Origin of the sequence: Cerasicoccus frondis (genome assembly GCA_031296915.1) — a bacterium.
Lineage (GTDB): Bacteria > Verrucomicrobiota > Verrucomicrobiia > Opitutales > Cerasicoccaceae > Cerasicoccus > Cerasicoccus frondis.
This window is the reverse complement of the sequence record JAVDPC010000010.1, coordinates 28,455-46,859: the sequence shown is the minus strand read 5'-3', so window position 1 is coordinate 46,859 and position 18,405 is coordinate 28,455. Positions and strand designations below refer to the sequence as shown.

Below are 18,405 nucleotides of genomic sequence, written 5' to 3'. Positions count from 1 at the left end.
TCCCTGTTTGTATCTTCATATCAGAATCCCGGGAATCGGCCGTGCATCGCGGTATTGGTAGTTGCGCTCACTTATCGGACGCTGATAACTATTTTCGAATCAATCATATTGCGACTGAATAACTTTTCGAAGTTTCCGGATCTTACAACTTATTATGATAGAATCGCTCTCACTTTTCAATCGATGCGGCCGCTCGATGAAATTATGAAGAGCAAGTTAAAAGAAAAGAAACATGATATACGAACTACAGCTGTGATTGCCGGATAAGCCGATTGCAGCCGAGTGCAATTGAAGCTCTGCTTCGATTTTCTCTACTTACGCAAACCTCATCATCCCCCCCCCTCTATTCCCTATGAAAAGGCTCCTCATACGTTGCTTTGGCATGCTCGCGCCTGCCTTGATTACTACTCTCACTTTTATCCCGTTTGGCGTGCAGGCGAACTCGGACATACTAACACCTGCTGCCTATGGCAATGTAACGAGTAGTTATTTTGGTGGGTCGGCTTTCGATGCTCAGCCAACCTGGAGTGGCGTCGTTCCCACCGGAGGCGACGCTGGTTACAATGCCTTCACAGTTACTTGGGAAGGCGCGAATAAAATCAGCTACATCGACCTAGGCGCTGATTGGGCCGATTGGCGCATTGAGCAAACATGGACGAAATATATCCAATTCCGTAGTGGCTCCGGCGCTGCTTATTCACAGCTATGGTGGGATGACGATATTGATGCTGTCAATGATGGTATCAATGAAACGACGTTAAATTTCAACACACAGGCACATGATAGCACTGGTCAATGGATGCAGGATGTCGATGCGACTGCAGCGCCGGTGATTCCACAAAACCGTTATTTAATGCTTAAAGGCCCAGCCAGTCCGGGCAATGAACCGAGTGAAATTGCGATGGTCGGCTACAAGTATACGATTCCGCCGACTGACATCCTGACGCCACTTGGCTATGGCAATGTAACCAGTTCAAACTTCGGCGGTCGCGCGTTGGAGAATCCGCCGACTTGGAACGGCACTGCGCCTGTTGGTGGGGACGTTGGATACAATGCTTTTGTGGTGACTTGGGAGGGAGCCAATAAGGTGAGCTACATCGACCTAGGACCCGACTGGTCGAACTGGCGGATTCAGGAAACCTGGACGAAGTATATCCAGTACCGAACCGGATCGGGGGCCGCGTATGATCAACTCTGGTGGGATGATGACATCGATGCGGTCAATGATGGCGTCACGGAGGATACATTGAATTTCAATACGAATGCGCATGACGGTTCCGGCCAGTGGATGCGCGACGTCGACGCCAATAGCGCCCCGGTCATTCCACAAGGTAGATACCTGCTGCTGAAGGGGCCAACCTCGCCAGGCAACGAGCCCAATGAGATCGCCTTCGTCGGTTATCAAACTACCGGTGGCGGTGGTGGCGGCAACGGTGGTGGTGGGTCAAACACCGGACTGCCCACACTCACAATGGACGAGGTGACGGCGTTTGACCTATCACAGTTGACGCTGGTGGATGAGGTTATTTGCGGCGATCCGAATGATCCGCATCCGGTCATTGAGTCCTCGGCTGGAGTCAGCCAAATCGAAACGATCCTTGATCGCAGTTGCCGTGTATTGCCCAATGTGAGCGGAGGCATCCCAAGTTACTTTGCATACCGTTTGGGTGAGAACAGTCTTGAGGCTGGTAAGGCCTATATCCTCGTCCTTGAATATCCGGAGGACCAGCCACGCAATCTCATTGTGATGAATCGTGGTTGTGAGACGACGCGCACGTTCCACACCGGCACCACCGTGGGGGATGCGCTGTATCCGCAGTATGAGCAAAGCAACTCTAACTCCATGAGATATGGCATATCACTGGAGTATCGGACTGCGGAGCAACTCTTTCATTTGCATGATCGCTACCCGGGCATTCTTCAGCCTCGAGATGCGGAATATCCACGGGATAATTTTCCTGAAGACGGGTTTTTGCTCATGATCGGTCAATACGCTTACGAAGATTGTCCGAAGTCCGCTGGCGCTGCCGTAGCGCGCATTGCACTGTATGAGGCCCCTGCATTGGAGAGCTACACTCAGCAAGTGCAGTTGCCCGTAGGCCTGCCCAAGCGCCACTTGTTCTGGCGCGAAGAAATGTCAGACAGCTGCATCAACAATACGCCTGCTGGTGTTACGGATGACATTGATTTCTACGAATATAAGGCCCGGCTCATGAAGTTCCTCGGGATGAATACCTTCTGCAAGGACTTGATGGAGTTCGGGCACAATCAGGGCTTTGACAGTTCGAAATACGCCAGCTGGTATGTGAAGCCTTCGTTTGATAATCGGTGGGAACAGATCCTGCATCGCCTGACGGACGGCGGCTACGGCCTCGATGTCATGCCGTATTACGAGTATGCGGGCGGCACGGCAGGGCTTGGTGCAGAGAAGCGGGCAGAAACATTGTCTGGCGGCAATACCTACGTGAACATCCCGTGGTGCGAAAATTTCAACGTGGATATTACGGACCCTGATACTTACACGGATTTTGCTCGAGTACTTGAGTGCACGATAGACGACATTAAGGACGGCAATCGTCCGACGCCAGTGGACCCTACGTTTACATGGATCTACAACTCTTCGGCCAATCAATGGGGGTACATCGACTTCGGTGCAAATTGGCAGAACGTCCGGATTACGCAAACCTGGACCCGCTCCACACCTTATCGTGCGGGCCCTGCTTCGCCTTATCAGGCGCTATACTGGCACAGCAGTCCAACTGGATTTTCAGGCTCCACGGTTCCTGCTGGCGCAATTCAGGAAGGCGAATTAAACTTTATCACGAATTCACAAAATGGATCTGGCTCCGTTTGGACGCGAGACATCAATCTTGCGCCGCAAGATGCGATCACGCCGCAGCAGCGTTACCTGGCTGTTCGGGCCGCCAGTCCGCTGACCGAGGCACAGGAAGGCTTGATTGTCGGTTGGATTGAAGATGGTGGAACGCCGGTCATCCAGACGATTCCCGTAACCGCAGGCTCCATCAACGGGCATAATCTGGGCAACTTTTTCGATAACCAGGCGCCGTTTAACACGCACGCCACTGAGTTCGCCGGCGTCTGGCTTCGACCTCGTCCCAGTCATATGCCCATTAGCTTCAGCGATGCTACCCGTGCACGTTTTGCGTCCGAAGCGAATGGCGGTGTAGCTGTTTCACGCATGGACTTGGAGTCCAACTCCACACTGCTGGAAAGCTACTACGCATGGTGGATGGATAAGCGCAAAGCCTTCTTGCAATACTTTGCGAACCACCTTCGCACCAATGTGAACCAGGACGCCGTCGTTCTCTTGACGCGGGATTATCTGGAGGCGGGCGCTCGGCTGAGCACGCACCCGAGAGTCGTTACCGATGATCCCGATGCCTGGGTGGGCCTGGTCAATTCCAGCATGTCATACACTGATGCACTTGCGAACCAGATTCATAAGACTGCTTTATTGAGCCGGCAGGGATACTATGGCTGGGAGGAGTGGATACACTCCGTTCCGTGGGCCGACCCTGAGAACTACCTGAACAACGATGGCGTACTGCAAACGTATACCTTTAATCAGCCCTATACCGTCTCCGATCTGGATGCCTGGTATTCTTTTGAAATGGGAACAGGCTTGGCCGCCATCCGACATTATTGCCTGAACGAACAATCGTTCCTAGTGAATAACGATTCCATCGTTGGCTACTATGTTTCCGATGTGAACTATGCCGGCCCCTACAGCATGATCGGCGAGGCGCGCGCGGTGGCTTTTGGCGATCCTTACTACATCGGCTATCTGGCTTCCAATAATTACAATCGCTGGTTCCCTGGCTACGTACGTGATTTCAACGCAAATTATCTAGCGTTGCCAGCCTTGCCCAGTGATGTCGAAGAGGGCGCCGCATCGGACGCTGAAGTCGTTGTGCGCTCTATCTCGACATCCAATCAAGGCACATGGGTTGCGATCATTAACACCGGCATCCTGGAGAAGGAGCAAGTCACCATCGACTTACCTGTAGCGGGCACGGTGACCGATGCCGTAACAGGTGATCCTGTTCCGGTTGTCAATGGTGCTATCACGCTCGATATGTGGCCAGCACGCCTGAAATCCATTCACATCGAACCCTGATGATGTGCCCAAATAATGTCCCTATCAATCCCACCCATTGAACATGAAAACTGGATTCTTCGTTCAACGTCGATTTGCTAGCCAATGCATCTCATGGCGGTATCAGCTGCTTGTGGTTGTTTTATTGCAGAGTCTGTTGCCCGGTGTACTTTTGGCGCTCAACCCATGGCCGGATTCCGCCTATCTCTACCGACAATATGGCCCCAGCACAAACGCGATTAACGCGCGCGTGTTTGTGCCACTGGCCTATGATGAAGGCAATGACACAAAACATCCGCTCGTTATCTTTTGCCATGGCGATGGAGAGAAGCAGCCGGGGTTTGTTTATGGGAATCCCAATGTAGCCAATAGCGGCCAGATGTCTGACAAGGGGCAGTTCGAGTTTGTAACGACAACGAACCAAGCGATCTTCCCCTGTTTCCTGGTGCTGATTCAGCGTAATGGGCCCAGCAACGATGTTGAAGCCATCGCGAACATGATCACGCTGCTCTCCGAGGAGTTTCAGACTGCCAGTGAACAGACCAAGATTGATTTAGACCGAGTCACAATTACCGGGCTCTCTGGGGGAGGGGGAACCACGCTGCGCACCGCGAATGCCCATCCCGAATTATTCGCGTGCTTCGTCCCGCTCTCGCCGGTGGGTGAGGATATTTCCAATGCCGTGGACCTGCCGATGTGGTTCTTTCATTCTTATGATGATGGCACTGTGACGCCAGCCAACTCCGAGCAGACAGTCCAGCAGGCGCGTTTACTTGGCGGTCATCCGATCCTAACGATGTATGATACGGGTGGGCACTCTTACGTCTCATGGAACGCCGCTTACCGAACGCCACCGCTCATTCCATGGATAGCCTCTCAGGTGCGGGGAACTCCTTCTACGAATAACCCTGCAACGGTTACAATCTCCGATCCGACTGCCGATCTGGATTACGACTCACCAACCACTAACGTGACGGTTTCCGGGACTTGTGCTATCGAAGGTTCGGCGGCCCCGGAGATCGAATCCGTGCTCGCTCGCAAGGGCACCTATCCCGTGGTCGATCCTTATAACCAAAGGCTGCCGACCACTGGCACTATTGCTAACTGGAGTTTCACGCACACACAGGCGGTCAATCAATATAATCCTAACCCCCATGTGCTGCACGTGGTGGCTACAGGCGAGAGCTGGTCGGACAGCCTGGGCGGGCACACATTCTATAGTGACACGATCATTGTAACCAAACCAGAGCCCGCCGACACGACTTCTCCCGTTGTCATCATTACCTCGCCCACAGTGAGCTCGGCGTATGTCACGATGACCGATACGATTAGTCTGGGTGGAACTGCTACGGACAACAAGGGTGTCGTTTCGGTGAGTTGGATCAACTCTGCAGGAGGAAGCGGAACCGCTGCCGGAACGACTGATTGGACGATTGACGACATCCCGTTAGCTCAAGGCAGCAATGTCATCACCGTTACGGCTGTAGATGCAGCAAACAATACTGCAAGCGATACTCTCACCGTCAGTTACAGCAACACGGGCTCGAATTCCTCGTCGCAAACGATTCGTTTTGATTTCGGCGCCAGTGCAGACATGACCACTGAAGAGGGTTGGAATAATATCAGCGCGGTTTTTGTCGGCACAACCATAGCCGACAGTATTGACGCAGACGGTGATAGCACCGACGTAAGTTTGACGATTCTGAAGGCGTTCAACGGGATCAATTCATCAGGCAGCACTTCTACTACCGGCGCGTATCCGGTTAGTGCGATCAAGGACACCTTGTACGTCGATGCCGGGGTGACGGCGGAGCTACAGCTGTCTGGTCTGGATCCAACCGATATCTATGATTTTACCTTCTTTGCCTCACGAGTTGTAGGCTCCAGTGATCGGGTGACCCGATACACGATTGGGACAACTTCGGTCACGCTTGATGCGGCCGAGGGTGGGGGGAATTCTAATTCGGTCGTGACGATTACTGATGTGCAACCGGACTCCAGCGGCCAAGTCACGATCTCGATCTCGCCGGAAAGCGGCTCGGCTTATGGCTATCTAGGAGTGCTGGAAGTATCGACTCTTACAATAATCGAAGACACAGATATTGACGGTTGGCCAGATTCGCTTGAAGTGTTGATGGGCACTAGCCCGACCGATCCCACTGATCACTTCCGGGCTCGTCTCAGTGCTGAAGGCAGTTCATTATATTTTTCCTACTATCCTATCAGCGAGAATATATCTATACGAATCGAGTGGACAATGGATCTTTTAGATCAAGATAGCTGGCAGACTTTAGATGGACTCAGTTTTACTGATGTGGATGAGGAAATGATGGCGGCATTGCCATCACTAGCAAGTGGCGGAGCAGTATTTTATCGAGCAGTTGTATCTGAATGAAGCAGATAAATTTTGTATACTGCCGATTACTTTCGGGTTTCGCACGGAGGACTATCTCCTGAGACCCAGATGAAGATATTTGAGTGCCTCGTTAAGTCTTGGCATGAAATACTGGGTTGGCAGGATGATGAACCCATGGCAATCTGGATGACGTGATTTTCTATGGCGATAGCCGCCTATACCAGAAACGAGGCTACTTGTTGGTTCGCTTGCCACTTGCGGGGGATGTGATGACGTACGAGAGGTGGCAGTTTATTTTTGAAGTTTTGCTGAGTAATCCCTCGAACAGCATTGGTGGATCCAAGCGCTTTTAATTGGACCAAGGCACCCTGGATTATGAGATTAAGGGAGATGGTTACCGGGGCTATTTGGTAGAGATGGATGGTCGTGCTGTGTTTATCAAGCTGTATGAGCGTGAGTTCCTTTCACCGGGATGGGCTGAAATGAACCTGATCAAGTGAGGGCTAGAGCAAACCGATGGAATTGACCGATGGTAGTTCACCGCGCTTTCCGATATACCGGGAGGTCAGTTCAAGAAGCTGAAGTGGCATACAAAGACACTGTTTTTTTGGAGACCAGCAAGCAGAGGGCTGAGATGAATAGACGTCGCTGTGACCTGATTAAGGTTTTTGAGAGTCTGGATGGAATTGAGCTGCCTGTAGTTAATTCACTGTAGTTGAAGGCAATTATCTCTCAGGTCTATCTGCTCACTGCTGGCATTGGAAAGTAGAACCCGTGGGTTCCATAATTCAGAATTCTGGTGAAAGTAGAGTAAGCGTCACGCGAAGCACCGGCAGATAAGACTCCCTAGAGCGTTTCTTTGCGTTATATTCGTCGTATTATGACGAGACTGTCGGATTTAGTCTCGCCCATATCGAAACCGAACTCAACGAACGTCCACGTAAGACCCTTCACTTCCTTTCACCATCCAACCTCAAACAAAGAATCGCAGCTTGACCAACGCTAACCCGAAATTCGAATATTACCTAGCTGTTGGAATTCGCCGGATTATAATAATTATGTAGGAGGGTTTATTGAAACGATAGCAATCAGAGAAGGAAGATCGTTTAGTTCCATATGTCGGAGGCTTTTCTGGGATTTGAATTAAAAGGAGTATGGGGGCGTGACGCTCGTGAAATGACATCGCAGTGATGTCGTTTTTTACGCTGGAGTGGCAAGGACACTAATCCGGGATTTAAGATGGTATATGACTCACCTCCGATGCACCCTACTGCTCGCGACCTTCCGAGCCACCTCAGAACCCTCAGGCATATCCGGTCCCAGCAATTGCCATGCTCGTAACCCATAGGCTGCGGCAAGACGTTCTACGGTGGACACCCAGATCTCCTTTTTGCGACCTCCCTCGATATCCTGGTAGAACTTGTAGCCAATACCAGCAACTTGGGCAAATTCCTCCTGTGTCAGGCCGTGTCGTGCCCTTAATTGTCTGAGTTTGTCGCCTAGTTCGGAGATCGTGTTATCCACAAGAACACCATACGCTCATGGGGCTTGACTGGACACCTTGTGAGCGTAGGGTGTTTTGTGTTTTCACACCGTTGTCCGTTATGAAATTTAAGAGAATACACCTGTTACTATCTGGTCTTGCTGTCGCTTTCTGTTTAATCGGATGCGGTGAGAAAGCCTTGGTTGATAACCTTAGCGAGATTCGCGCTGATGCTACTCGTGGGGATGTCACAGCGCAATTGAGGCTAGCTGATGCGTATTTACGGGGTGTGGATGGGATGCCACAGGATACTGCTGAGGCGGTTGGGTGGTATAAGCTGGCGGCGGCACAAGAGAATGCTGAGGCTCAATTAACGTTAGGGGTGCTATACATGATGGGCGATGGTGTTGAGGTCGACCCTGAGCGAGGAATGGAATTGATCCACCAGGCTGCATCACAAGGGTATGCGCGAGCCCAGTTCATGATGGGGACCCTCTGTGAGAGAATGGGGCAAGGGCCACGGTATGCAGAAGCATTTGATTGGTATCTTAAAGCAGCTAAGCAGGGCAACGCTGATGCTCAATATGCGCTGGGTATGATGTATACTGAGGGCCGAGGAGTCTCTGCTGATTATACGCGGGCAACAGAATGGTTCCGCCTGTCCGCACAACAGGGTAACTTGGATTCAATCCTGTGTATGGTGACGGCTTGTTATCAGGGCATCGGTATGGATCGGAATGTAGCTGAATCAGTAGAGTGGTTGCGGCGTGCTGCGGAGTTGGGACATCTTCCTTCAATCAGAAACCTTGCGTCCGCATACATCAACGGGGTGGGGGTTGATGTCGATTATACCGAGGCGCTCAAGTGGTATCGTGTGGGGGCTGATATGGGAGACACGGAGTCGATTGTCGAATTGGGGGCGTTCTATTATGCCGGTGTCGGGGGTTCTGTTGATTATGCCCGTGCCATAACATATTTTCGTCAGGCTGCTGAACTGGGTGATTCGGGGGCAATGGTAGCGCTTGGCATGGCGTATTACGAAGGAAATGGCGTCGAGAAGAGTTATGATGAATCTGCGAAGCTGTATCGTCTGGCTGCGGAAAAAGGGCATCCTAGGGGGCAGGGCATGTTGAGCCTTGCCTACTTCTCGGGAGATGGAGTCCCCCAAGATGACGTTCAATCATTCGTATGGGCGAGCTTGGCTCTGTCGCAGGGGGAATCGAAGGTCCAGGGCATCATCGACGTTGTGAGTGAGAGAATAGCGGCAGACCAGATCTCTGAGGCTAGGGAGCTCATCGCTCAATATAAACGAGTGGATTAGGGGTGGGCAGGTTGAATGATTAATCCGTACGTCATATGAAGATACTGAAGAAAGCTTTTGGTAAATACCCGGTGCTCTTGGCTGCACTCTGCGTGATTTTCCTACTCATCTGGAATTGGAATGAGAACAGGAAATACGAAATTGAAGAGCGTTGCGCGTTCTTGGTTCAGCAGCATCAGAAGATTCAGGAGACCGTTCAGTTCAATCGGGATAATATCGAACTGACAGTCATCGATGCCTTCGTGTCCACATTCGTTGATAATGATTTTTCTACACGAGACTATGCTGGAGAGATGGAAAATATCGAAAGGGAGCTTGGGGCAATCTCTTCCGAATATAAAAGACGAGAGGGCAAAGGGATTCTCTATCTCATGCTAGCGGGGCTTTTTGCTGTCCTTAGTGTCGTGCAATACGTCATGGCCGCAAGAGGTCAGTAGCTTCTTTGTCGCCACAAATAGCATGAAAGTGATTTTACGACCGTTGATGAAGCCATTTCTCAGTCTTTCCTTCATTCTGCTCACCCAATGCCTCCTCGGAGCGCCTGAGTGGCTCTACAGGGCGTCCTGTAAGTATAGGGCATTTCATGATGGCGGTAGCGTTGATCTGGATGACATGACGGTGTATCTGGATAGCGTTGCCTATGGGGCCGGTTTAGATGACCCAGTCCTATACGCAGATTCCCTGAAGTATGAGGATCTAAGTAAATGGAAAGCCGGGTGTGAATTGAAAATCGCCTATGCGCCGGAGGCTGGCGTCGTCTTACTGGACCCTGTAACGGGTAAATTCTGCGAAATCATCGGTGGCCTAAAGCAACACCCACTGGACGTGTTGCGTGAAGAGTATATCGGCGAGGGCTCAACGGCTTCTGTGGTGTTTGGGACGTCAAAGGTCATTGAACTATGGAAGCAGGAAATCAACAGGGTCTATAATCGGCTGCGACATGAGTATCCAGGGCAGGTTGATGAGCTGAATGAGGCTCAGGCAAGCTGGGAGGCATTTTACGTCGCCCAATTAAAAGCTCTGCGGGTTGTGAACGATAAGGAGGGGAGTATTTACAGCCTGGCATACGCTGAAGAACACCTGAAGCTGGTGAGTGACTACGCGAAGGGGCTGGCTAGGTGGGGGCGGTATTAGGTATATGCCTCTGGTATTTTGACACCCATGGGTTACATTTCACTCGTAGTCTGGGTGTTGGTGGTTGGTTGGTGTCAACTATGGTTCACATTTCGGAGGGGCAGACCGCGTTGCTTAATTGAAAGACAGATTTCCGTCCGTCCATCACATGAGCCTATATGGGCATGACGGATGGAATGGTAAAAGTTGAACCTGCGGGTTCATAAATCTCGCGCTTGCAGAAAGCATCTCAGAGTTGATGATGTCTGCATGAATAACGCGGAAGAAACACCTGGACCGGAACCTGAGGACCTTTCAGCGGAGGAGTTGGATCGACAGGCTTACCTGAATTATCTTCCTCCATCCTACCGGCTCGATGGTGAAAATTGCTATAACCCATTTCCAGCATTCGATCCCGAGGAACCTGACAACACGTTTTGGGATGAGATTCGGCCACTGTGCCGGACACCGCCTATACCCGAGGGCTTGTATCAGCATCGAAACCTTGATCCTCTCGGGCTCTTAAAAGATGGAATGAGCGCTGACGATGGGAAAGTTCATAAGTTGAAATTCTGTGAGGCCGGTTCTGATCTACTCAGAGGTATCATCCATGCATTCGCAGTTCTAGCAAAAGACAGCGATCCGGATATCCGTTCACGTGCAAAAGAACAGCTGGCGTATGCTGCCCGTGCGACTGCGCAGGATTTGTCGGCTGACAAGGCAGACCTGAATACTATGCACGATCTGGCAGCGGCCTTTACTGGTCAGCTTGATGCAAGCTCACGTCATCACAAAGACTCAGCGAAGGAGATCGCTGAGAAGAATCATCAATGGCCTGTCATGCTGAGCCATCGCAAGTATCAACAAAAGCGTGTGGGTGAGTACGTCGATGATCTGAAACTTGCCTCCAAGCACAAGGCAGAGGTGGTGGATTTTGACACTGAAATCAACGCATATACATCCAAGCTGGTGGACTACGTTGATCGACTGCGAAGGGTTGAGGTCCTCGAAAGGCCGAATTCACGAATTCGCATAGAGCCTTTAATGCCTGTGCCTGATGACTTGTTCAAGCGTGTTCAGGAACTCACTCCGCTGGAAGCATCCAATGGGGATGAATGGTTCAAAGTCGTCTGGGACGTGCTTCTTCACTTTACTGATGGACAGCCCGAAACATACGAAATGCCCGAAAGGCTGGGGGAGTATCAGGTTGAAGTCGCGAAGGGGTATGCAGTGCGCCCGCGCTCCTACCAGCAGGATGAGAGAAGCACTCGAAGTGGTTTCAGGCGCAGGATGAGGCAGAGCGTATTATCGATAGCGAAAAACCTCTGAATGAAACGAGGTCGGCCCATTCATAGAAAAAGCAGCCGAATCCTGCTATATATAAGGGATGTTTAATCATTCCGTCATCGTTCCGTCCCCGGAAGACTGTGAATGGAAGGGATCCTCTCCATTCATGGAAAAATCGATGCCTCCTGTGTTAAACTACCCTCATATGAAAATTACCCTTTCCAATCTACCAGTCCGAATGGCTGGTCACCCCCGAATTGAAGACCCAATATAATCAATGTCATCAATTACCCCGATTCAGTGGTGCGATAGCACCGTGAATCCGATTATGGGATGCGCCGGCTGTGAACTATTTCCAAAGCCATCCACCATCCTGTTAAAACTCGATCAAGCCATCAGTGAGGTGGCTCCCGATTGGCCGAAGGGCCAAGCTAAGACGATTTACTCGGAACTCATCGATACAGCCTATAAGGCCATCGATACTCCATCCGAGTCCCATAAAAATGAAATTACCTCCACCAACCTATACCACCTGAGGCAAGAATTCTTTGACCGGGTCGCCCAAGATTACGGCGATGAGGGCCAAAAGAAAGCCAGTGTGACGATCGCCGAGAATTTCACCTGTTATGCGGCCAAGTTAAATATGAACAAGGGCCATAGCCTGTTGAATCCTGATCGAAAGGCCAACTCCGGGTATGCTCCAAACTTCGAAGATATTACCAAATATCCAGACCGTATGAAGAAGGCGGCAGCCTACCCGGATCTGTTGGGCCGAAGTAATGGTCTGTCTCCATGGAAGGAAGGGCTGCCCCGTATGATCTTCGTGAGTGATATGGGGGATGCCTTGAGTCGTAGTGAAGACTTCGACTTCCTTGAGGGAGAATGTGATACCTGAATTCACCTCGAAGGAAGGAAAGCGTCATCTCTGGTTGTGGTTGACGAAGAGACCCCACCTTATGGTCGAATTCAGTGAGCGTATCGGAGGTTTTCCAGATAACGTGTGCGCGATGACGACCCTGACCAGTGCCGACCCATCGAACCTGAAACGATTGGCCGACCTGAAAAAAGTCAAAGCCTCGATCAGGGGGTTGAGTGTGGAGCCCTTATGGGAAGACCTGCCAGCCGATAAACTCGATCTGACCGGGATCGATTGGTTGATTTTGGGTGGAGAGTCCGGAAGTGGAGAATGCACCCGCGGGTTCAATTTGGAGTGGGTGGATAATATCCGGGCCCAATGCGAAAAGAATGGTGTCGCCTTCTTCCTTAAGCAGCTCGGCCGTAAGCCGTACCAGAATGGTGAATTTGTGAAGCTCAAAGATCCTCATGGAGGAACTTGGGATGAGTGGGCCGAGGAATACCGCGTCCGTGAATTCCCCCAGAAGTTCCATGATTATAGGAAGGATGAAAAGGTCGACCAAGTCGGAGCCCGTCCTGTCTACCAGTCTGCTTCAGAGAAACTTGAAAGTATAAAGCTGAGCGATGAAGAGAAAGAGCGATTGGAAGTTCTTCGAGATACCGTGAAGACGGGTATGAAGAGCATGCTGAGCGTGGGGGCGGCCCTGATTGAAATCAAGGACGATAAACTCTACCGGGAAACCCATAAAAACTTCGGTGAATTCTGCGATGAAGTGCTCGGTATGAGCCGCCAGCATGCCGACCGATTGGTTGAAGCGGTGAAGACCAAAAGGCGTGTCGACCCTGTGCTCAAGAAGCACGGATTACCCGAGGCCAGTGCGGAACGTCATCTTAGGGAGTATAAGCGTCTGGATGATGATCAGATCGAAAGTGTGGTTAAGAAGTTGTCCGAAGAGCTCGAAGATGAAGACGAGAAAAAGATCTCTCTGAAGCGTCTTGAGAAACTCGTGAATGAAGTAACCATCGTTCCCGTTGAGGCTGAAGGGGGTGATGAGCCCGGCCCTGAAACCGAAGAGCCGGACGATGAGGAAGTTTCCGATGTCCCGAATCCTGAACCCGAAGAAGTGGACGAAGAAGACGTTCCCGATGACACCATCGCGATCGAAGTCGAGACGAGTGGGAAACTCCGAGGTAAGTTGAACGAAGCTCTAGGTATGCTTCAGAACGGCGATGAAGAAGCCGTGTGGAGTTTACTCAGCGAACTCGTTGATAATCACCGAAAGGCTATTGCCTGATCGGTCACCCCTGAAATCCATGTGCCCTGCGGTGCCCGTGCACCGTGGGGCCTTAACGCCCAGCGCGTTCCCAGTCCATTGGACGAAAACCTTTTATTAATCAAACAATGAAAGACCAAAGTTGTCATTCTAATCCGAATCCGAACCGAAATGAACCAGATGATGTAACTACTCGCGAAAACGAGTCCCAAGATATAAACAGCATCCCGCTCCATGAATTAGTCAGAAGCTATACCCATCTGCCAAAGGAAAATGAGATGAGTCCTGCAGAGCAGCGGTTTAATGCCCATGCCCCATTGATCGAGGATCAGACCATCAAGCTCCTTGTTGAAAAACATGGATGGGTCGTGAAGGAAGCCCTCGGCGATGATACTTGCCTGGAGAAGAGTGGTGAGCAGCCGGTGAGGGTCACTGGTGGTATCCTTCAACACCAAGGCCTCTACTTGATGCCAGCCGATGTTCACGCGTGTCTCAGAGGTTTTGAGACTACCCAACGTTTCCTAGAGAGCGAGGGCTACAGTAACGAAGTTTTGTCGAAAGATAAGAAGCCTTCGGAAAATAAATCCTCCGAAGAACTGGATTGTATACTCGATCGCTGCCGCTTGACGACTGAGACCGAGATCCCGGTTAGTCGAACCATCTTCACTTTGGGAGGAGTTGAAGTGGCCACCAATGCGAACCTAGTCGATGTGGTTGCTCAGAGTAAGGCAGGTAAGACAGCCCTTCTGTCAGGTGCTGTAGCTGCGGCCATCTCCGGTGATAATCATCTGGGTTGGGAAGCTGAGAATCGAAGAGGAGCCATCATCTATATCGATACCGAGCAGAGCCTGGCAGACTGTCGACGTAGCGTAATTGATACTGCGATGCGTCGTTGCGGTATGGATACGATGCCCGAAAATCTTCTCGTGTATAACGTGAAACGTGAGCGGACCGAAGATATGTGGAGTATGGTCGCTCATGCGATGCGTCGAGCCAGTAAAAGTCATGGTTCGGTATATGCCGTAATCATCGACGGCGTCGCCGACTTGGTTCACTCGGTCAATGATGAGGAAGAGAGTAACGAGAAGGTTGCGGCTCTTCTCAATCTGGCCAGTGAGTTTGATACCACGATCTTCACTGTGCTCCATGCGAATCCCGGGGCACGTTTATCGCAGAATGATATTTCCAAAGGGCGTGGCCATCTGGGGAGTCAACTGGAGCGTAAGTGTGAGTCCATGATCGCATTGAGTAAAAATGAGACGTCACAGACCACGAGAATCACGGCCCCAATTACTCGACGTAAACCACTGGTGGGTGACGAGGCATTGCATATGCAGTGGGATGATACGACCACGATGTTCCAACTTGTCGAAAAGGATAGCAGTGAAGAGGATGAAATACGTCTGAAGGAAGTGCGTAAGCTCGAAACCGTATGGGGGCCTGACCTGAATCGGGAATGGACCAAGACCGAAATCATCAAACGTCTTCAGGACCCATTGCTGATGGGGGAGTTGAGGGTGAGTGAAGCGACTGCCCGTCGTCTCTTTCGCACCTGGTATCCGCAGGATACGATGAAACTGCGTGAGGGGACCGAAGAACGTGCTTGGTTATGCGAAGCCCCTGATGACCATGTCAAACTTGCAGAGGACGTCAGAGAGACGTTTGAGAAAATCCAACGTCCGGAGGTGGCAGCATGATCGAACGTAAACATAGGAAAAAGCGTGTGAGCAAGGACGTCTCTGAGAGTTGCGCATTAGGCCGTAAATTGGAGAAGCGTGCGCATTTTCAGATCATCATCGAGGATCGTATCGTGGCCGGTAAGCCTATTGTCCGTGTGCGTGTGAAAGGAGGTGAGGAATGAGTTTATCCATCCCTACAACCCCTCCACCACAGCCTTCTGAACGTTACCAGCAGCAGTTCGATCAGTTCGCCCTGAATACTGTTGAACGTGAAGTGGTGAGCCGTCTGGTGGCCTTACATGGAGAATGCGCGCTTCAAAGAAAACCTGACGGCACCGTGGAAGTGCGCATGGCTGACCCTGAAATGCTGGAACAGGATGGCGACAAGGAACTCTCCAGTCGTCATCTCTATGTGAATGTCTCGAAGTATGTGCGTGAAGGTCATGACCGTGCCGCACGATGTGTCAAAACTGGACGCGTGTGGGATATACGTGAGTTGCTCAGTATGCTGCCGATTGAACAGCGTGCCGGGATGCATCACCCCATGTCACGTCGACTCAGTGTGTTTGACCTTTGGGAAAGTCTGGTCGAAGACGGTGGGGGTAACATGGTGCCATTGAATGCGGGTCAGGTGATTCCACTGGATCAGATTGAATATCCGAATCATCCCGCTCTGGTGTATGTCCGTAATCGTGGTTTTGAACCTGCTGCGTTGGTTGAACAGTTTCGTGCGGGTTACTGCGAACAGGCCAATCCAGAGTTAAAGCGTTCTCGCATGCCATCAGGCTTATGTGCACCGCCACAGGGGCGCTTGGTTTTTCATGCCGACATGTATGGTGTTCAGCAAGGCTGGCAGGCGCGTCGCATCGATAACTGGGTTGGCGATACTCTGTTCTTCTGGGACGCTGTGAGTGCGGGATGGTTACCTGTAGCTTAGCGGGACGAGCATGGTCAGGTGGATGTGTTCGATCAGTATTCGGGTGAAACCATCGGGCGTGATCGTGATATGATTCTCGACCGCAAATATTACAATGCACCGGGTATGCGGACCAGTCGAGTGCTGCTGGGGTTGGATGCGGCCATACATTGGAGGCACGATGCCGACTGTGCGACCATAGGATTGGTTGAGGGTGTGTTTGATGCCGCACGCTTGGGACCACCCTTCGTAAGCATGATGGGACTCACCCTGAAGCCGGGACAGGTCGAGGCTTTGATTGGCTGTGGGTTTAAGCGGGTTTTATATCTCTGTGACCGAGATGGATGTGATGAGAACGTCATGCGGACACGCGAGAGTATGAGACTCCTAAAACCCTACTTTGAGAAAGTCCAAGAACTCGAATTACCTTCAGGATTAAAGGACGCTGGTGAAATGACCCCTGAGCAAGCTGCCGAACTGCGTGAAAGGTTAGGTCTGCCTGGATAGGATATTCCGTCCATCCGTCACAGCCCCTATAGAGATAAAGACGGATGGACGGGCATCCACAGCTCTGTGAGCAGAGAACTGCCAAGAGTGATACTTCCATCATAACATATTTAACTGGGTCTGTGTTCAGCCACGCCGAAGGGCGTGGTCTGAATCACATCCCCTGAAGACCTAACTCCTGACGGCAGATCCTTCACGGGTTTTTGACGGTCAGAATAATACGTTGAATGAAAGGTGAGGTCGATTGTCCTTCGCCGACCGGTATCGCTTAAATCAATCTATGAAACCTTGTGTTTTTTGGTTAATAATATCGACATTTGAGTTATAACTATTTATTGTATATAAACTTATGAATATCGGAATTAACTATGAGCAGAAGCTCCGCGAATGGATAAAATACTTCTCAAGATGCATGGGAAGTCATCACTTGCACCACATTTACACCTTCATCTTTCCCCGTCCCATGGACAAGGCGGCCTTGTTGCATGCACTGGTCGATTACTGTCTAGGGAGTGAAGTGATCCTGCTTCGTGGCCGTCCTACCGCGAAGGGGGAACCCCACATATTTCAGTTCGTTCCGGATGATGTATTGGCCAAGATCGATCCAGACTCCAAGGACACCTTCCTAAAGCTCCAAAGGCTACGTCGAAAGCATTTTATCCAGAGGCTGCGCCGTGTTGAAGTGGACGGGGTGTCTGGTGTGCGCATGTCGCTAAACTGGAAGCTGATCTATGAACGCTTATCCACGGAGTATGATAAGATCTTGGCCCGGAGGAAGGTATATGAGCAACGCAGAGAGGAGAGCGAAGCAGAGAAGGCGGCGTAATTGCGCACTTCTTCTTTGCTTTGAAGATACCATGTTAACAGACCGTGAATTAAGGCGTGGCGTTCGTGAACAGCTTGTTGAAGCCAAGGTCAATTATGGCGATCAAGCTGTCATGCATCTTTTCAAGAGGTTAATCCCTAAATCTTGGTCTCAGGCTCAGATATATAACTGCTTGGTCGAATACGGGTTGGATGAGTCCAGATACGTTATCTCAACGGGACTTCGAAGAGGCCAGGTAGTAGACTTCTTTGCCGTGTATCCTGAAGACTGGATGAAGATCACCTCCTGCAAGGAAAGACCCAGGCATGACTTAAAAATTCTATATCAGAAAGGGTATATTAAAGAGCTAGGTACTGCCCGGCTTATGCTAGGGCACAGGAAATGTACGACGATCAGGATTAGCTGGATGCCGTTACTGTTCGATATACGCCAAAAAGCCAAATCCCTGAAGGACTATCAGTCTTGGAACAGGCCGGGCGCTGATACGCCTGTTGAAGATTATGATTCTGAATTTAGTTTTGAGCCGCAGGATGTTATCAGCAACTAAGCGTTTTAAAGAAAACAGAAAGCTCCAGGTGCGAACCTGGAGTTTTTCTGTGTTGGTTATTCGTACGTGGTTGTAGAAATGATAATTCGAACAAAAGGCCTTGGATATTCAGGAGCGGAAAAGA

Annotated in this window: 16 protein-coding genes; 15 read left to right on the top strand and 1 reads right to left on the bottom strand. The window is 50.8% G+C overall.

Features of this window, described 5'->3' with window-relative positions:
- Positions 1-352: 352 nt before the first annotated feature.
- The 3 genes from RBB63_RS10060 (at position 353) to RBB63_RS10050 (ending at position 6,973) form a co-directional block, all read left to right on the top strand.
- Positions 353-4,138, top strand: coding sequence for a hypothetical protein (locus tag RBB63_RS10060; protein ID WP_309383741.1), 3,786 nt, complete (start codon positions 353-355; stop codon positions 4,136-4,138).
- Positions 4,139-4,274: 136 nt separating this feature from the next.
- Positions 4,275-6,512: a prolyl oligopeptidase family serine peptidase gene (locus tag RBB63_RS10055; protein ID WP_309383739.1), complete on the top strand. Its 2,238-nt coding sequence runs from the start codon at positions 4,275-4,277 to the stop codon at positions 6,510-6,512.
- 314 nt (positions 6,513-6,826) lie between these two features.
- Positions 6,827-6,973, top strand: coding sequence for a hypothetical protein (locus tag RBB63_RS10050; protein ID WP_309383737.1), 147 nt, complete (start codon positions 6,827-6,829; stop codon positions 6,971-6,973).
- Between the two features lie 751 nt (positions 6,974-7,724).
- Here RBB63_RS10050 and RBB63_RS23650 read toward each other — a convergent pair.
- Complete coding sequence (locus RBB63_RS23650) at positions 7,725-7,997, bottom strand: helix-turn-helix domain-containing protein (protein ID WP_425503895.1); 273 nt, start codon at positions 7,995-7,997, stop codon at positions 7,725-7,727.
- Positions 7,998-8,077: 80 nt separating this feature from the next.
- Between RBB63_RS23650 and RBB63_RS10045 the strand changes: the two genes are divergently transcribed.
- The 12 genes from RBB63_RS10045 to RBB63_RS09990 all read left to right on the top strand — a co-directional run bounded on the left by RBB63_RS10045 (position 8,078) and on the right by RBB63_RS09990 (position 18,281).
- Positions 8,078-9,277 carry an SEL1-like repeat protein gene (locus RBB63_RS10045; RefSeq protein ID WP_309383735.1) on the top strand — a complete coding sequence of 400 codons (1,200 nt, stop codon included), beginning with the start codon at positions 8,078-8,080 and terminating at the stop codon, positions 9,275-9,277.
- Positions 9,278-9,312: 35 nt separating this feature from the next.
- Positions 9,313-9,714 carry a hypothetical protein gene (locus RBB63_RS10040; protein WP_309383733.1) on the top strand — a complete coding sequence of 134 codons (402 nt, stop codon included), beginning with the start codon at positions 9,313-9,315 and terminating at the stop codon, positions 9,712-9,714.
- A gap of 22 nt (positions 9,715-9,736) precedes the next feature.
- On the top strand, positions 9,737-10,411 hold the full coding sequence (locus RBB63_RS10035; RefSeq protein WP_309383731.1) for a lysozyme inhibitor LprI family protein: 675 nt from the start codon (positions 9,737-9,739) through the stop codon (positions 10,409-10,411).
- Positions 10,412-10,660: 249 nt separating this feature from the next.
- Entirely contained in the window at positions 10,661-11,719 is a 1,059-nt protein-coding gene (locus tag RBB63_RS10030; RefSeq protein WP_309383729.1) for a hypothetical protein, read from the top strand.
- A gap of 235 nt (positions 11,720-11,954) precedes the next feature.
- Complete coding sequence (locus RBB63_RS10025) at positions 11,955-12,572, top strand: hypothetical protein (RefSeq protein WP_309383727.1); 618 nt, start codon at positions 11,955-11,957, stop codon at positions 12,570-12,572.
- Positions 12,532-13,827, top strand: coding sequence for a DUF5131 family protein (locus RBB63_RS10020; RefSeq protein WP_309383725.1), 1,296 nt, complete (start codon positions 12,532-12,534; stop codon positions 13,825-13,827). The genes RBB63_RS10025 and RBB63_RS10020 overlap by 41 nt, the downstream gene beginning before the upstream one ends.
- Before the next feature lie 107 nt (positions 13,828-13,934).
- Entirely contained in the window at positions 13,935-15,503 is a 1,569-nt protein-coding gene (locus tag RBB63_RS10015; protein ID WP_309383723.1) for an AAA family ATPase, read from the top strand.
- A gap of 26 nt (positions 15,504-15,529) precedes the next feature.
- Positions 15,530-15,667, top strand: coding sequence for a hypothetical protein (locus RBB63_RS10010; RefSeq protein ID WP_309383721.1), 138 nt, complete (start codon positions 15,530-15,532; stop codon positions 15,665-15,667).
- Positions 15,664-16,422, top strand: coding sequence for a hypothetical protein (locus tag RBB63_RS10005; RefSeq protein WP_309383719.1), 759 nt, complete (start codon positions 15,664-15,666; stop codon positions 16,420-16,422). The genes RBB63_RS10010 and RBB63_RS10005 overlap by 4 nt, the downstream gene beginning before the upstream one ends.
- A gap of 18 nt (positions 16,423-16,440) precedes the next feature.
- A complete protein-coding gene (locus RBB63_RS10000; protein WP_309383717.1) occupies positions 16,441-16,908 on the top strand; it encodes a hypothetical protein in 468 nt (155 codons plus the stop codon).
- 349 nt (positions 16,909-17,257) lie between these two features.
- Complete coding sequence (locus RBB63_RS09995) at positions 17,258-17,734, top strand: hypothetical protein (protein ID WP_309383715.1); 477 nt, start codon at positions 17,258-17,260, stop codon at positions 17,732-17,734.
- 31 nt (positions 17,735-17,765) lie between these two features.
- Positions 17,766-18,281 carry a hypothetical protein gene (locus RBB63_RS09990; RefSeq protein WP_309383713.1) on the top strand — a complete coding sequence of 172 codons (516 nt, stop codon included), beginning with the start codon at positions 17,766-17,768 and terminating at the stop codon, positions 18,279-18,281.
- Positions 18,282-18,405 lie beyond the last annotated feature (124 nt).

Excerpts from the sequence above, each read along its gene's own strand:
- RBB63_RS10025 (WP_309383727.1), top strand. The coding sequence starts at position 11,955 with ATGTCATCAATTACCCCGATTCAGTGGTGCGATAGCACCGTGAATCCG.
- RBB63_RS10030 (WP_309383729.1), top strand. The coding sequence starts at position 10,661 with ATGAATAACGCGGAAGAAACACCTGGACCGGAACCTGAGGACCTTTCA.
- RBB63_RS10005 (WP_309383719.1), top strand. The coding sequence starts at position 15,664 with ATGAGTTTATCCATCCCTACAACCCCTCCACCACAGCCTTCTGAACGT.
- RBB63_RS10045 (WP_309383735.1), top strand. The coding sequence starts at position 8,078 with ATGAAATTTAAGAGAATACACCTGTTACTATCTGGTCTTGCTGTCGCT.
- RBB63_RS10015 (WP_309383723.1), top strand. The coding sequence starts at position 13,935 with ATGAAAGACCAAAGTTGTCATTCTAATCCGAATCCGAACCGAAATGAA.
- RBB63_RS10040 (WP_309383733.1), top strand. The coding sequence starts at position 9,313 with ATGAAGATACTGAAGAAAGCTTTTGGTAAATACCCGGTGCTCTTGGCT.
- RBB63_RS09990 (WP_309383713.1), top strand. The coding sequence starts at position 17,766 with ATGTTAACAGACCGTGAATTAAGGCGTGGCGTTCGTGAACAGCTTGTT.
- RBB63_RS10035 (WP_309383731.1), top strand. The coding sequence starts at position 9,737 with ATGAAAGTGATTTTACGACCGTTGATGAAGCCATTTCTCAGTCTTTCC.
- RBB63_RS10060 (WP_309383741.1), top strand. The coding sequence starts at position 353 with ATGAAAAGGCTCCTCATACGTTGCTTTGGCATGCTCGCGCCTGCCTTG.
- RBB63_RS09995 (WP_309383715.1), top strand. The coding sequence starts at position 17,258 with ATGAATATCGGAATTAACTATGAGCAGAAGCTCCGCGAATGGATAAAA.